Here is a 14796-nt window from a genome sequence, read left to right on the forward strand (position 1 = left end):
GATGGCCGTGAACTTCTCGTTGCTGCCGCCTGAGTATCCGGTTCCCGACAAAGCGCCGTCGCCGTTTCTCTCGTCGATTGTCTTCGTTGTGCTGGCTTTGTGCGGTGTTGCTTTTGCGCTTTGGTCATGGCCGCGCAATGAGAAGACGCAGACGGTGTGGTTCTGGTTCTGTGTCGTTGTGATTCCCGTGTGTCTGTCGGCAGCAATCGTTTTGCGGCGTTTTTCGCATTTTTACAAACGACGGAGCGAGGCGCTTACCCACAACAGGCTCAGCAAGGTCTACGCCGACACGGTGTTCGAGGTGGCCAGCGTGCCGCTCGCCGTGCTTGCTGCCGGATACCGCCTGCACGCCGACGAGCAGGAAAACACCTTCGAAGCGATTGTCGCGCGCAGTGCAAAACCGCCAACGCGCCAGGCAAGGGATTCGCACGAAATGATTGTCGCGAGTTGCCTCGAGCCCGTGGCGGCGGCGTTGACGTTCGACGACGAGGAGCGCCAGGGCATCGTACTCGGCTGGATCCTGCACTCGTTTGCTCCGGCGGTGGCGGAGGGGCTGGACGCGGTCCCGGCGCGGGTTCCGGTTGAGGTTTACCTGGACATCAACAGTGCCGTGCTTTCGGGCGAAGCCATTCAGGCGATCTGGCAACGAATAGCCGCGCGTGTATGGCCGTCACGCCTGAACGTGCAACCCGTGATCGAGCCCAGCGGCGGCCCGTGGCTCGCCGACACGATCCTCGATCGTGCAAACCCCGTGCAACGCGACGTCGTGACGTTACTGATCAGCGTGACGCTGAATCGGCTTCGCACAGCCGATCCTGAACCCGGTAGTGCCGAGGCGGCAGCCATGATACTGCTCTGTCCAGCTGCACTCGCGCGCACGGAGCAGCTTCCCGTAGCCGGCTGGCTGCATCGCCCGCAGGTGGACACGAGTATCCAGCCCGGAGGCGTATTGCACTACGCGCTGAAGTGGGGAGGCACGGCAGGCGCCGCGGTGGGGGGCACGATTCAGACCGGATTCGACGAACGTAGCGCGGCGCAGTTGCGCATCGGACTGCAAGCGGCGGGCCGCTCAGGCAACGGGGCGTCGTCCGACTTCGCACTCGAGACGCTTGCCGGCAACACGGGGCCAACCGCATCGTGGCTCGCGACGGTGCTCGCACTCGGTCGGGCCAATGCGTGCGCCGCGCCGTACATCGCGGGAATTCAGAGCGAGGGGCGGATCCTGCTCGCGGTTCTCGCGCCGGCAGAAAATCACATGCAGCAAGACAGGCAAGTAGATGCCTAAATTCCGTGTAGAAGTGTTTTCGTATCTGCTCGTTGCGATCGCTGCCGGCGGCCTGATCTGGTTCAAAGGAGATCTGTTCCGGCTAGATACCGAAACGAAAAGGACTTTGGCGATCATTGCCCTTTGCGCGTGCCTCGTCATCATCACGCTTTACTTCGGCTTCGAGCCGAGACGTGAGGAGGCGGACGCGGCTCGGCGCTTGAGCAGGCTACTGCACTGGAACGTCGAGCGCCTCACGGGGACCACGCAGGGGCTGCTGGCACCCAAGGATGCCGGTGCGCAATCGAAGGGCAGGTCGGATGCGCTCCAGCGTCTGCGTGAGCATCTTCGAGACGAGCACGGCTTGCGCTGGCGCTATCGGCAGCCGTGGCTGCTTTTGACTGGCGACGACTCGGCGATCGGGCGCCTGCTGCCGGAACGGGCTGAACGAAGCTGGCTGGTTACACAAGACGCCGTGCTGCTGTGGAGTAAAGCCGGTCCCGATGGCCGCCCTGATGAGAGCTGGCTGAAGCAACTGGCCACACTGCGCCGCCGCCGCCCAGTCGATGCGGTCGTGCTGACGCTCGACGGCACGGCAGACCTGCCCACGCAACGCCGCGGTACGAGCGCCCACAGCATCAACCTCGCACGCATCGCCGAGGCGCTGCACTGGTCCGCGCCCGTTTTCGTGCTCGACATCGCGCAGACCGACGAGGTCGCCCCAGGCGCCACGCCGGTCGTTGGCTGCGAATTCCCCCGCACAGCCAGTGCCGCCTCAATTGAAGCCGCTTTGCTTACCCTGCGCGATCGCCTCGCCGATCGCAGCGTCGCGCAACTCGGCAGCAACCGCCGCGACGACTATGCAGCGAAACTCTCCGAACGCCTCGATACACGCAGCGCGCCATTAGCCAGCTGGATTGCAGGGTTAGCCGAACGCTCGCGCCACCAGCCCGTCAGCGGCGCGTTCTTCGCACCGTTTCCGCTGACCACCGGCGACGACGATGACGGCGCAAGCAGCGTAGATCTGCCACTGTGGCACTACCTCGGCGAAGCATCTCGTGGTGCAACCGGCCGCCGCACCGGCTGGCACCCAGTCACGGTGTTCACCCTGTGCGCCTTGACCACAATCGGTGTGTGGACCGCAGGCATGCTGGTCTCTGGCCTCTCGAACGCGCGCGATCTGCATATCACGGCGCAGGCTGTCCGGATCAACAGCACGGCCACGGATTCCGCCGCCCGGCTGCGAGCGTTGCTTGCCCTGCAACAGCGAATCGATCTGTACGAATACCGCACGCAGCACCATGCGCCGCTCCTGACGCGCTTCGGCCTGAACCATGATCGGGATGTGCTCGCTGCCCTGTGGACTTCCTACGCCGAGGCGAGCAAACGTGTCTTGCTGACGCCGCTCCAGCAGAACCTGGAAGCACAATTGGCCGACCTCGGCCAGATGCAGACCGCCCAGCTCGACGACCAGACCAGCCGCCTCGCGCTCGACGGCCACAAGGCGCTCAAGACGTACCTGATGATGGCTGATCCGGGCCGCGCCGACGCCGCGTTCATGACACCGCTGCTGCCGCGCTACTGGAACCCGGATGCCCGCCTCGCGAGCGGCGAGAAACTCGATCTGTCAGAACGCTTGCTCGGCTTTTACGCGCAACACCTGAAGGCGCATCCGGACTGGCGCATCCAGCCAAGCCCCGACCTTGTCAACGCCTCGCGCCAGACGTTGCTTGCGGTGATCGGCGTGAAGAACTCCGAGGACACGATTTACCAGAGCATCCTGGATGCGGTGGGCAACAAATACCCGAACCAGACGCTCGCGTCGCTCACGGCCGGCACGGATACACGCGGCCTGATCCGCTCGACGGCCACGGTGCCCGGTGTCTTCACTCGTCAGGCGTACGAAGGCACCATAGCGCCCGCCATCGATGAAGCCGCAAAGCGCAGCAAGGTGGCGCACGACTGGGTGCTGACCGATAGACCGAGTGGCCAGCATGACCGGAGCAGCGGCCAGAACAGTGGGCAAAACACAGGCCCGCAAGCCGCCCAAGCCGCGCAATCGGCCGACAGCATGAAAGCGGACTTGCTCAACCGCTACTTCACCGACTACGCGGAACACTGGCAGGGCTTCATGAACACGCTGCAATGGGAGCCTGCTGCCACGCTGCCGTCCGCGATCGAACAGCTCAAGCTGATGGCCGATGCACGGCAGTCGCCCGTCATCGCGCTGATGAAGTCGCTCGAGTATCAGGGCGGCGCCGGCGCGCTGACGGAATCGCTGTCCGACACGCTGGTGACGAAAGCGCAGAACATGTTCGGCGGCAAAGCTGACACGCTGGCGATCGCGAGGCCTGATCCCGCGGGTCCGCTTGGCGCGTCGTTCGGCCCGGTGCTGCGCGTGATAGCACCGGGTGTGCAGGGCAATGCCGGCGCAGCGGAAAGCAGCGACCTGAGCCTGCAACGCTTCATGGACCGGGTCACCAGTTTGCGCCTGAAGCTGCAGCAGATCAGCGACAGCCCCGACGCCGAGGCCGAGGCGAAGCGGGTCGCGCAGTCGCTGTTCCAGGGCAAGGGTTCGGCGCTGGCCGATACGCAGGCCTACGCCCAGCTGATTGCCGCAAGCCTCGGTGCCCAATGGGCGGGCATGGGCGATGCGCTGTTCGTGCGGCCGGTCACCCAGGCCACGCAGACGGTCCTGCAACCGGCGCAGGCAAGCCTGAACGATGCGTGGCGACAAGCGATCGTGGCGACATGGAACCGCTCGTTCGCCGGACGGTATCCCTTTGCGACCACGGATAACGATGCGTCGCTGCCCGAGCTCGCGCGCTTCCTGCGTCCGCAAGGCGGCCTGATTGCCACCTTCCTCGCTGCGCAACTGGCGGGTGTGCTCGAGTTGCAGGGTGATCAATGGATGCCGGCGACCACGGGCAGCCAGGCCCTGGCGTTCGATCCGGCGTTCCTGAAAGCAGTGAACACGTTGCAGCGCATCGCCGGGCATCTGCTTGTGCAGGGCGAGCCGCAATACCGCTTCGAGTTCAAGCCGGTACCGGCACCCGGCGTTACCGATACCCTGCTGACGCTCGATAGCCAGAAGCTGCACTACTACAACCAGCAGGAGACGTGGCAGGCGCTGACATGGCCGTCGAATAGTCCCCAGGACGTCGGTACGCGGCTGGAATGGCAAACGGAGAGAGCCGGTACCAGCAAGAACTTCGAGTTTGGCGGACGCTGGGCACTGGTGCGGATGCTGGAGCGGGCACGGGTCGAGCCGATCGACAGCGCAACGTATCAGCTGACCTGGCAAGGCAGCGCCGACACGCAGCCGCTCAAACCGGCGCAGCCGAACCGGCCGGCTCCGGCGCCACCTGCGGCCAGTGCGGCCAGCGCGGCTGTGGCGACGAACGCCACCAATGCCGAAGACGATCAATGGGACGAGGCCAGGGGCAGCACCCCTTTGACGGCGCACGGACCGTTGACGCCGACCTCGGCGGACCTCCCCTACCCCCTGAGTTACATGATGCGCACCGACGCAGGGAAGGGCCCGCTCGAACTGCTTGCGCTCAGGGGGTTCGTGTTGCCTCCGCGCATCTTCGTGGCCGGGAATCCGGGTGCGGCACGAGCAGCAGCGAAACCGAACGCGCGCGCCGACGGCCCGCCGCCCTTGCCACGGGCGATGCTCGACGCGGCGAAGCACGCCGAAACGCCGCTGCCTGGCGGCATGTCACCGCTATGAAACCTGCATCGACCGGGTCATGACCATGTTCACCAAACTTCTTAACGCGCTGTTCGGCACACGCACGCCGTCAGACCTCGCACGTTCGACGCAGGGGCGCTGGGACGACTGGTTGCAGCCGTTCGGCGATGCCGCGCCGGCCGGCACCGACCCCGGCTATGACGACGACTTTCTCGCCCTCAAGGACGAAGTCGCGAAGCTTTCCGAGGTGGACGATACGTTGATCGTCGACACTGCCGAGCGCTTGCTGAAACACACGGCCAAGGACGTGCGCGTTGCCGTCTACTACGTCTATGGGCGCATGCGTCGCGATGGCGCCGAAGGCGTGGCGTCAGGCTTCGAACTGCTGTCGGCGTTGATCGACCGTTTCGGCGATGCCCTGTTGCCGGCGCGCGCCGAGGCCCGCAAGGCCGCATTCGAATGGCTCGCGGGCAACACGTTTGCGGACCGGCTCGACAGGGTGCAAGGCCTTACCGACACGCTGCTCGAACGCACGCTGTCGGCGCTCGCGCTGATCTCGGAGCATGCCGCTTCGTGGCCCGAAGCCGCACGACCTGAACTGAGCCCGCTGTTCCGCCGCTTCGAGGGACGCATGGAGATGCCGTCGGCGTCGGAACCTGCTCGCCCGGACACGTCGCCGGCCGCGGCACCGCTCGCGGCCGCTCTACCGGCGGCGACCGAAGTTTCATCCACGCGGGACTTGCTCGATCGCGCGCGCCAGATGGCGCAGTTTCTGCGCGAGCAGCCGCAGGGCTATCTGGCGGCCTACCGTCTGATGCGATGTGTGCGCTGGGATACGTTGACCGAAGTGCCGCCCCATGAAGCGAGCGGCAAGACGCGACTGGTCGCGCCACGCGCCGAGCTGCGCGCGCATCTCAAACGGTTGATGCTGCAAAAGCAATGGCCGGAACTACTCGACCGCGTCGAGGCAGCGTTTGCGGAGGGCGCGAACCATTTCTGGCTCGACCTGCAGTATTACGCGTTCGTTGCGCAAGAGCAGGCAGGCGGCGAGTATGCACCGATCCGCGAGCTGGTGGCGACCGACTGCGCGCTGATGCTGGAACGTTTGCCGGGCCTTGACCACCTCGCGTTCTCCGACGGCTCGCCCTTCGCCGACGATGCCACGCTCGAATGGATCGCGCGTTACGCTACCGTGCGCGATGTCGAACGGGGCGAGGCCGTCGCGCCTGTGAGCGTTTCTTCCACGCATACGGACTGGGCCGAAACCGAAGCGCAGGCCTCCGATCTGGCCGCTCAGCAGGGGCTCGATGCCGCGCTCGCATGGCTGCAATGCTTACCCGCGCAGGAGGGTGAACGCGATCGATTCGTCCGGCAGCTGGTCATGGCGCGCGTGGCCGAGCGCGCCGAACGGCCGGATACGACGCTGCACCTGCTGTCGGCGCTCGACGCCGCAGCGCAGCGCTTCCAGCTCTCGGTCTGGGAGCCGTCGCTGGCCTTCGAAGCCAAGCAGCACCTGCTGCGTCTCCTGAAGATTCGCGCGAACCGCAAGGACGCGGACAGATCCGCCCTCGCACAACGCATCGACGTCCTGCTGGGCGAACTGACTGCCATCGACCCCGCCAGAACTGTGACGCTCGTCTGAGTGATCGCACGCGCCATCCGATATCAAAAAATCAGCCCATGAACAATCCCACCAAAGACAACGACATCCTCCGCTATTACGAGGCGGAAATGCGCTACCTGCGCGAGGCTGGCAAAGAATTCGCGCAAGCATTTCCAGACCGCGCGCGCATGCTCAACATTGACCGCATCGGCGAGCGCGATCCGCACGTCGAACGTCTCTTTGAAGGCTTTGCGTTCCTGATGGGCCGCTTGCGCCACAAGCTCGACGACGAACTGCCGGAGTTGACCGAAGGCCTCGTCAGCATGTTGTGGCCACACTATCTGCGCATGATTCCGTCGCTGTCGATTCTCGAACTGCAGCCGACGGAAGGCGCGCTGCAAAGGCATGAAACGCTGGAGCCGGGCCTCGAGGTGATGTCGGCGCCGATTGGCGGTGACCGCGTCGAATGCATTTACCGGACGACCCAGGCGGTCGACCTGTATCCGCTGCGGCTGGCCGAAGCAGGCGCCTACACGCGCGAGGATGGCCGCTCAGTGATCCGTTTGCGGCTCGAACTGCAGCAGCAGGCACGGCGCGAACAGTTGGAGGTGCCGCGCCTGCGCCTTTTCCTGAACGCTGACAGACCCGTGGCGCTCGCGTTGTATGCGGCGCTCACCGCAGAACCGCTGGCGACGCAGGTGCGCGTGCCCGGCTATCCGGAGCACAGGCCCGGTATGCCGCAGCCGATGCCCGGCCTGCGTATCGAGGCTGCTGGGTTCGCAGCAGACGAACGCTTGTGGCCAAAGGCCGATAACGCGTTCGGCGGCTACCAGCTGCTACTCGAGTACTTTACGTTCCCCGAAAAGTTTATGTTCGTCGATATCGTCGGACTCGATATGCACGCGATTCCTCGGAGCGCGGAATACTTCGACGTCGAAGTGGTGCTGACAAAGCCATATCCGGACGACATGCGTTTTTCCGCCGACCATGTGCGCCTGTTCTGCACGCCGATCGTCAACCTGTTCGCACTGGAAGCGGAGCCGATCAGCGCAACCCAGCATGAGACCGAATACCGTGTACAAGCGCTCAAAGAACGCGGCGATCATATCGACGTGTATTCGGTGGACACGGTCCGTGGCTTCGAGTCCGGCACCGGCCAGCGCTTCGAGTATGCGCCGTTCGCCGCGTTCCGGCACCGCGGCGGCATGCTTCGCCATGAAATGCCGGAACGGTATTTCCATACGCGCGCGCGGCGCGGCCCATCCGGGCGCTTTGACACATGGGTCATACTGGGCGGTCATGCGTGGGAACATCAGGACACGCTGCCGAAGGAAACGCTGTCACTATCCGTCACCGGCACGAACGGCACGCTGCCGCGCAAAGGGCTGCGCGAAGCAGGCATCGACCGCATGCGCGGGGGCTTCACGAACATCGGCGCGGTGCGCAATCTGACCGCGCCCACCCTGCCTGTGTATCCGCCGACTGGCGATCGCTTCCAGTGGCGTGTCCTGTCGCATCTGGCGCCCAACTACCTGTCGCTGCTCGATGCGGAAATCTTGCGCGGCAGTCTTGCACTCTATGACTGGACCGACGGTGAATTGAACCGGCGCAGGATCGATGCGATCACCGACGTACAACACCGGCTTTTGCAGAAACTCGTCAAGGGCGGTCTGCAACGCGGTGTCGAGATCGAAGTGACGCTCGACAGTGCCGCCTTCGCCGGCGATGGCGATATTGAGTTGTTCGGCGGCATGCTGAGTCGCTTTCTTGGCCTGTACGCGACGCTGAACCTGTACACCAGGCTAGTCGTCGTATCGCAGCCCACTGGGCGCCGCATCGAGTGGCCCGATACGAAAGGTGAAGGAGCGCCATTTTGAACGGGCCGCACTGGAACGTCTCTGAGCGGGACTTCGCTCACTACGCAGACCGGTCGCTGCTGCCCGCGCTGCTCGTCGACGCGACAAAGATGAATTTCTTCCGCTTCTGCGAGTTGATCGAACTTGCCGCCCCGGATCGGCCGTCCATCGGTACGACCGATTCGCCTGGTGTCGAGCCGGTGCGTTTCCGCTCCCGTGCGCGACTCGGTTTTCCGAACCGCGAAATCGATGCGGTCGAATACGACCCGGATAACCCGGCGACGCCGCCCGCCGTACGTACGACCTTCCTTGGGCTGTACGGTGTCGATGCACGCATGCCGTCGTACTTCGTCGACGAGATTGCGCAGAATCGCGAGGGTGCCGAGTCGATGGCGGCGTTCCTCGACATGTTCCATCACCGGGTCGTCACGCAGTACTACCGCGTGTGGCGCAAGTATCGATATCCGGCCGGTTTCAGGAAAGACGGCACAGATGCCATTTCGCGTTGCCTGCTGAGTTTCGCCGGCCTTGGCATGGCGTCACCAGCGATCGCACAGACCGCCTCACTGTCACAGGGAAATGCTTCCGGGGCGCAGGGACTTGCCGCGGTCGCCCCACGGGGACATCCTGTGGGCGCCCCACAGGGACTTCCGTTGGTCGTCGACACTCGCAAGCTGCTGTCGATGCTGGGTTTGGTGAGTCAGAAGACCCGCACCGCCGAGGGGCTGGCAGGCGTGCTGCAGCATGCGGTACCGGATGCGCAAATCACGGTGGAAGAGTTTTACCCCGCGTGGATCGGCGCGGCAGACTACCCGCGCAGCCCGCTTGGCGAGGGCTGCCTGCTTGGCCGCGGGTTTTACGACCGGGCCAACACGGTGCGCATCGTCATCACCCCGCAGACGCGTGAATCGGTACTCGGGCTGATTCCAGGGCGTGCGAACCATCGTGAAGTGATGGCGTTGCTGCGTTTTTACCTGGGTTACGAAGCATGCGCGCGACTGGAACTGCACGTCCGTCCCGAGCTCATGCCCGAGCAGGTACTGAACTCGGACCAGGTCAGTCTCGGTTATACCACCCAGCTTGCGTTGCCTCGTAGCCCAAACCAGCACCTGCCTGTCACACGAGTCCACCTGGGCGAGTGGACAGGAGGCAGTGGCCGATACGCTGCTCAACAGTGCCGAACGCACTGACGCGGCAAATCGCGGACATTGAATATGAAGAGGATTAACAGAATGATGCGCGTACTTCGAATGGGCGCCACGGCGTTGACCGTTCTTGCCGTCACAGCATGTGGCGTAGGGCAGTCTATGAAAGACAGCACGGTGGATGCGGCGAAATGGGCGTTCACGACGCAGGTCAAAACGATGAATGTGGATCTTGTCAGCCGGTCGTCGATCAATCCGAATGGCGCCGGGCAATCCTTGTCGACCGTCGTGCGGATTTACCAGCTGAAATCGCCACAAACGTTCCAGCAACTCGGCTATGCGCAACTGCAAACGAGTGACATTGACGCACTCAAGGCGGATCTGCTGGCAACCAAAGACGTCGTGCTGCGGCCCGATGCCAGCGCAAGTATTGGCGAGCCGATGAACAGCGACGCGGAGTATGTCGGTGTGGTCGCATTTTTCCGGGAAGTCGGCAAGGGGGTGACGTGGAAGTTGGTCATACCCAAGAAGCAGTGGAAGAAGACCGATCCGGTGAAGATCGAAGTACAGGGCAACACCCTGCAACTCGTTGGGGCGACGGCAGAAGCGATTAAGCAGAACGCGCCGCAGCAGAGTGTGCCGAACCCGCCGAAGAAAACGCCGGATACGGTGACGGAATATGGGACACAGACAGGATGATCCGCAAGTGGCCCAAGCTACGACTCCGAACATCGCCATCACCATCACCACCGCCACGCATGTTTATGCGCGTCGAATGGTTTAGACGATCGACTATTTACCGCGAATTTTTTGTGAATTAATTTCCGTCCTTTCTATGCGAGGATAAAAAGCCAACGTTCACGTATGCGCGATCGTTAACCGGTCCGCATACACGCGATAGCGCGCTCGACACGCCGGCCGTGCGCGCTTCGCATCTCGCAAGGAAATACCGTCGTGAAATTTGTCTCCCGCATCGGCGTCGCTGTTCTTCTCCTTCACAGTTTCGTATCGCAAAGCGCGCTCGCGCAAACGCAACTGACTTACACCACCTCATGGATCGGCAACAGTTTCGGCTTTGGCGACGGCAAGTGGATGCAGCAGGACATCCAGGCGATTAGCGTCGGCGCCGATGGCACCGTGTACACCAATGCACCCTGGGACGAAAGCGGCAGCGAGATTGCCGCGTATCGCGCGGGCGGCAAAATTGCAGTCGCCGGCTCGACGCACGGTTGGGGCAATACCGGCGGCGATGCGGTCGCGACAAACCATACTTACCTGTACGCGGCGATGTCGATCGGCAACGAGAGCAACGGACTGGTCGGCGCGGACTATCCGCCGGCCAACCAGACGTGGTTCGGCATTACGCGCCGCACGCTCGCCAATCTTGCGACCGGTGCGCCGTTCGACGGCGGCAGGGGCAACAGCGCCAATGCGAGCAGGAACAGTTTTCTGCGACTGAACGCGGTGACGACTGGCACCGATGCGGGGATTCGCGGGATGGCCGCTACCGATACCGAACTGTATGTCGCCGATACGTACAACAGCCGGATCGTCGTGCTCGATGCCGCATCGATGCGGCGCCTGCGTTCATGGAATGTGCCCTCGCCAGGGCGAATCGCGTTGGACACCGATTCGACGCTGTGGGTGATAAGCGGTGTCTCGTCGGGAAACCTAAGCATTCTGCATTACGCCGCCGATGGCGCCGCGCTCTCCGGCACATTGGCGTTGCCCGCCGGCACGGTGCCGACCGATATCGCCATCGCACCGTCAGGGCAAATCCTGGTCGCCGACAACGGGCCGGCGCAGCAGATCCTCGTCTTCGACAGGCATGCCGGCGGTCAGCCGCGAGCCGTTGCGCCGATCGGCACACGCGATGGCCTCTTCCATATGGTCAAGGGTGTACCGGGCAACTGGCGCTTCAATGGCATCACAGGCCTTGGTGTCGATCCGGCCGGCAATCTGTACGTCGCGCAGAATGGCGAAGGTCCGCGGCCGCTCGGCTCGGCGTCGGTCGGCCAGGGGGCCGTGCTCGAAAGCTATGTGCTCGGCACGCATGCCTTCAACTGGCGCCTGTACGGACTGACCTTTGTCGATAGCGCCGCGTTCGATCCGGCGACGCCGAATTCGGTCTACACCGGCTCGAAGCGCTTCACGCTCGATTACCGCCGGCCGGTCGGCCAAGAATGGTCGTACGCGGGCTTCACGCTCGACCGTTTCGACTATCCCGACGACCCGGCATTTCATGAGCCGCGTGGCGTGCGCGGCGAACCGATGGTGCGGCGAATCGACGGTAGGCGCTATCTCTACACACTCGATCCCGGCGCGCATTACCTGAATGTGTATCGCTTCGACGCGGCGCATGGCGAAGTGGCGATTCCGTCCGGTTTGCTGGCGCAAAATCCGCTGCCGGGCTCGTGGCCCGCCGGGCAGCCGACGTATGGCGAATGGCTGTGGCGCGACAGCAATGGCAACGGCACCGTCGACGCGAGCGAGATCACCGGCAATCCGTCGACGGGCAGCACGGTCGGCAACGGTTTCTGGTGGGTCGATACACCCGGCAACGTGTGGCTCGCCACACCGACGAGCGGGATCCGCGAGATGCCGCTGCAGGGTCTCGACTCGGCCGGCAATCCGATCTACACGTACGCGAGTTCGAAGATGTTCGCGATGCCGCAACCGTTCACGCGGATTGCGCGGATCGTCTATATCGCCGCAACCGACACAATGTACATAACCGGTTTTACGAGCGCGATCCCATGGGATCCGACGCACTGGAAGGAGGCGGGCCCGGTGCTCGCGCGCTATGACAACTGGAGCACCGGCACGCCGACGCAGCAATACTCGATCTCGTTGCCTTGGAACACGCAGAGCAATCCGCAGACGACGACGGTCGGCGTCGCGGTAGCCGGTAATTACATTTTCGTGGCCGAGTTGTACACCGCGAAGGTGGATGTGTACGACACGCGTACCGGTCAGGCGATCGGCTATATGACGCCGGGTGCGAGCGTCGGCAATACCAGCGGCTGGGTGGATGTTTATCTCGGCATCAGCGCCGTGCAGCGCGACAATGGCGAATACGTCGTCCTGCTGGAAGACGACGCACGCGCGAAAATCCTGATGTATCGATGGACGCCTTAACGTGGATCAGGTGGATCAGGTGGATCGCGCTGGGTCCGATCACCAATGGACGGCAGCGCACGATCGGTATATAACAACATGAAAGGATAGCTTTGTTTACCGATGCATGGGACAGGAGAGAAGTTTCATCATGACGCAAGACGTAACGCCTCAGCCACCCACGGGCGACCGGCCCGACCTGGAACACCTCGACGCCGCGCTCAGTCACGTGAATCAGCAGGTATCGTCCGGCAGCATCGCTTCGGGTGCCGCAAAGGGCATTCTGTATAGCCTGATCGAAACGCTCGGCGCGTTCGTCGGCGATCCCGATCTGCCGGAGCACGCCCGTTCGGGTTACGAAGGGCTGTTGGAAGCCGCTCGCGAATTGCGCGCGAAGCTGGAGCACTGAAGGCAATCCCGCGCCGCCCGCGGGCGGCGTAGTTCGCATCGCAATCGCCGTCGCGTTTCGCGCGGCGCTCCATTAAGAAAGCGTCTGGGGCGGAGCAGTCACGCTTCCTGACTGCTGTCCAAGCTCAACGCCTCAAGCCATTCCGGCGGCGCGGCTGCGATTTCCAGTTGCGGTGTGCCGTGCCAATCCGCACAGCGCTGCAGAGCGCGGCGCAGATCGCCGGCAAGCCTCGCACTGAGTCGCACGCCGGGTTCGATGTGCAGCGATTTCAGTTCGAACACGCCGCTGGTCCGATGCGCTTTCGCATCCACGCGGCCCACCAGGCGCCCCCGGCTCAAAAGCGGCAACACGAAGTAGCCGTATTTGCGCTTCGCTGCCGGGGTATAGCATTCGATCGCATAGTCGAAGTCGAAGAGCGCGGCGGCGCGCTTGCGGTCCCATACCACCGGATCGAACGGCGACAGCACCGTGGTGACGGTTGAAGCGAGCTTGCCACCCGCGGCGGCGTCGATCATCGGCGCGAATTCGTAATGGACGAAGGTGTCCTGCTTCCAGCCTTCCACCTGCACCGGGATCAGTTCGCCCTGGTCGGCGAGCGCACGCAGTTCGTCGCGATAGGGACGGCGCGGCAGCCGGTAGTAATCGGCAACCCAATCGGCGCGCACGACGCCGAGCGCGCGGCAGGTCCGGCGCAACGCTTCCTCGGTGACCGTTTCCCGCGGCGGCAGGTCGCGCGCGTCGTCCCAGTCCGGTAACACGCGTTCGGTCAAATCATAGACGCGATGAAAATTGCGCCGCTCGGCCACCATCAGTTGTCCGATTGCGAATAGAACTTCCAGGTGGCGCTTCTCCGGCTTCCAGTCCCACCAGCCGTTGCCCTTGCCCGCCTCGCGGGCGAAGTCCGCTGAACGCACGGGGCCGGTCGCACGGATATGCGCGAGCAGCGTCTCAATGTCCTTGCGATGCTTCTTGTGCCACTCGGCCGCGTATTTCCAGCCCATGCCGCTCGGGTCGAGCATACGGTGGCGCAGCAGACCGTAGTCTTCGGTCGGCACGAAACAGGCCTCATGCGACCAGTATTCGAACAGCTTGCCTTCGGCGAGATGCTCGTCTAGCCATTGCTGCGGATACGTGCCGAGCCGGCTGAACAGCACGAGATACGGACTGCGCGCGACAACGTGGATCGTGTCGATCTGCAATTGCGCCATGCGGCGGATCGCGTCGAGCACGTCGGCTTTGACGGCCTTGCGGCGCGGGGGCGTCAGCAAACCTTGCGCGGCCAGATGCAGGGTGCGCGCGGCGGATAGCGGAAGAGTCTTCACGCGGGCGTCGGTTACGGGCTCAGGTTAATGAGCGACTGCAATGAAAGCGGACACGAGGTCCGGCCAGGATCAGCAGCCGCTACTGTAGCCTCACCAGTCGCGCCTGTGGTGCTTATCCCAGCCGCGGTGGCGGCCATGGTCATGGCGCTCGCGATACTCGCGGTAGTAATCGCCGCGATACCCATAGCCATACGCGGGTTGCACTGGCACATACACGACCGGCGGCGAGGGCGCATAAACCACGGGCGGCGGGGCATACACGGGCCCCGGCATGTTGACGAACACGCCGACGTCCACCCGGGCCGAGGCAGAGGTCGATGCGCAGGCGGCGGCAAGGCCGAAGGCGGCGAAAACGATCGCACGGTGGATCATGCTTGTCTCCTGTT

General features: G+C 63.7%; 10 protein-coding genes. 8 read left to right on the forward strand and 2 right to left on the reverse strand.

The genetic code is table 11. The features are described 5' to 3' along the window. The first annotated feature begins 1 nt into the window (after window position 1). From AYM40_RS20710 to AYM40_RS20745, 8 genes are all read left to right on the forward strand, one after another. A complete protein-coding gene (locus AYM40_RS20710) occupies window positions 2-1285 on the forward strand; it encodes a hypothetical protein (protein WP_063498179.1) in 1284 nt (427 codons plus the stop codon). After that, window positions 1278-4997: an ImcF-related family protein gene (locus AYM40_RS20715; RefSeq protein ID WP_082855193.1), complete on the forward strand. Its 3720-nt coding sequence runs from the start codon at window positions 1278-1280 to the stop codon at window positions 4995-4997. The genes AYM40_RS20710 and AYM40_RS20715 overlap by 8 nt, the downstream gene beginning before the upstream one ends. Before the next feature lie 25 nt (window positions 4998-5022). Continuing rightward, window positions 5023-6600: a type VI secretion system protein TssA gene (tssA, locus tag AYM40_RS20720; protein WP_063500585.1), complete on the forward strand. Its 1578-nt coding sequence runs from the start codon at window positions 5023-5025 to the stop codon at window positions 6598-6600. 38 nt (window positions 6601-6638) lie between these two features. Beyond that, a complete protein-coding gene (gene tssF / locus AYM40_RS20725; protein WP_063498180.1) occupies window positions 6639-8438 on the forward strand; it encodes a type VI secretion system baseplate subunit TssF in 1800 nt (599 codons plus the stop codon). 89 nt (window positions 8439-8527) lie between these two features. Continuing rightward, complete coding sequence (tssG, locus tag AYM40_RS20730; RefSeq protein WP_063500586.1) at window positions 8528-9607, forward strand: type VI secretion system baseplate subunit TssG; 1080 nt, start codon at window positions 8528-8530, stop codon at window positions 9605-9607. A 42-nt stretch (window positions 9608-9649) separates the two neighbouring features. Then, window positions 9650-10261 carry a type VI secretion system lipoprotein TssJ gene (gene tssJ, locus AYM40_RS20735; protein ID WP_063498181.1) on the forward strand — a complete coding sequence of 204 codons (612 nt, stop codon included), beginning with the start codon at window positions 9650-9652 and terminating at the stop codon, window positions 10259-10261. A gap of 393 nt (window positions 10262-10654) precedes the next feature. Beyond that, the gene (locus AYM40_RS20740) at window positions 10655-12700 is read left to right on the forward strand and encodes a hypothetical protein (RefSeq protein ID WP_420488528.1); all 2046 of its coding nucleotides are present in this window, start codon (window positions 10655-10657) and stop codon (window positions 12698-12700) included. A gap of 130 nt (window positions 12701-12830) precedes the next feature. Further along, the gene (locus AYM40_RS20745; RefSeq protein WP_063498183.1) at window positions 12831-13088 is read left to right on the forward strand and encodes a hypothetical protein; all 258 of its coding nucleotides are present in this window, start codon (window positions 12831-12833) and stop codon (window positions 13086-13088) included. Window positions 13089-13186: 98 nt separating this feature from the next. On the opposite strand, the gene AYM40_RS20750 is transcribed toward AYM40_RS20745, so the two are convergent. After that, entirely contained in the window at window positions 13187-14410 is a 1224-nt protein-coding gene (locus tag AYM40_RS20750; RefSeq protein WP_063498184.1) for a winged helix-turn-helix domain-containing protein, read from the reverse strand. 90 nt (window positions 14411-14500) lie between these two features. Continuing rightward, window positions 14501-14782: a hypothetical protein gene (locus AYM40_RS20755; protein WP_063498185.1), complete on the reverse strand. Its 282-nt coding sequence runs from the start codon at window positions 14780-14782 to the stop codon at window positions 14501-14503. Window positions 14783-14796 lie beyond the last annotated feature (14 nt).

Origin of the sequence: Paraburkholderia phytofirmans OLGA172 (assembly GCF_001634365.1) — a bacterium.
Lineage (GTDB): Bacteria > Pseudomonadota > Gammaproteobacteria > Burkholderiales > Burkholderiaceae > Paraburkholderia.

Excerpts from the sequence above, each read along its gene's own strand:
- AYM40_RS20710 (WP_063498179.1), top strand. The coding sequence starts at position 2 with ATGGCCGTGAACTTCTCGTTGCTGCCGCCTGAGTATCCGGTTCCCGAC.
- AYM40_RS20715 (WP_082855193.1), top strand. The coding sequence starts at position 1,278 with ATGCCTAAATTCCGTGTAGAAGTGTTTTCGTATCTGCTCGTTGCGATC.
- tssA (WP_063500585.1), top strand. The coding sequence starts at position 5,023 with ATGTTCACCAAACTTCTTAACGCGCTGTTCGGCACACGCACGCCGTCA.
- tssF (WP_063498180.1), top strand. The coding sequence starts at position 6,639 with ATGAACAATCCCACCAAAGACAACGACATCCTCCGCTATTACGAGGCG.
- tssG (WP_063500586.1), top strand. The coding sequence starts at position 8,528 with ATGAATTTCTTCCGCTTCTGCGAGTTGATCGAACTTGCCGCCCCGGAT.
- tssJ (WP_063498181.1), top strand. The coding sequence starts at position 9,650 with ATGATGCGCGTACTTCGAATGGGCGCCACGGCGTTGACCGTTCTTGCC.
- AYM40_RS20740 (WP_420488528.1), top strand. The coding sequence starts at position 10,655 with ATGCAGCAGGACATCCAGGCGATTAGCGTCGGCGCCGATGGCACCGTG.
- AYM40_RS20745 (WP_063498183.1), top strand. The coding sequence starts at position 12,831 with ATGACGCAAGACGTAACGCCTCAGCCACCCACGGGCGACCGGCCCGAC.
- AYM40_RS20755 (WP_063498185.1), bottom strand. The coding sequence starts at position 14,782 with ATGATCCACCGTGCGATCGTTTTCGCCGCCTTCGGCCTTGCCGCCGCC.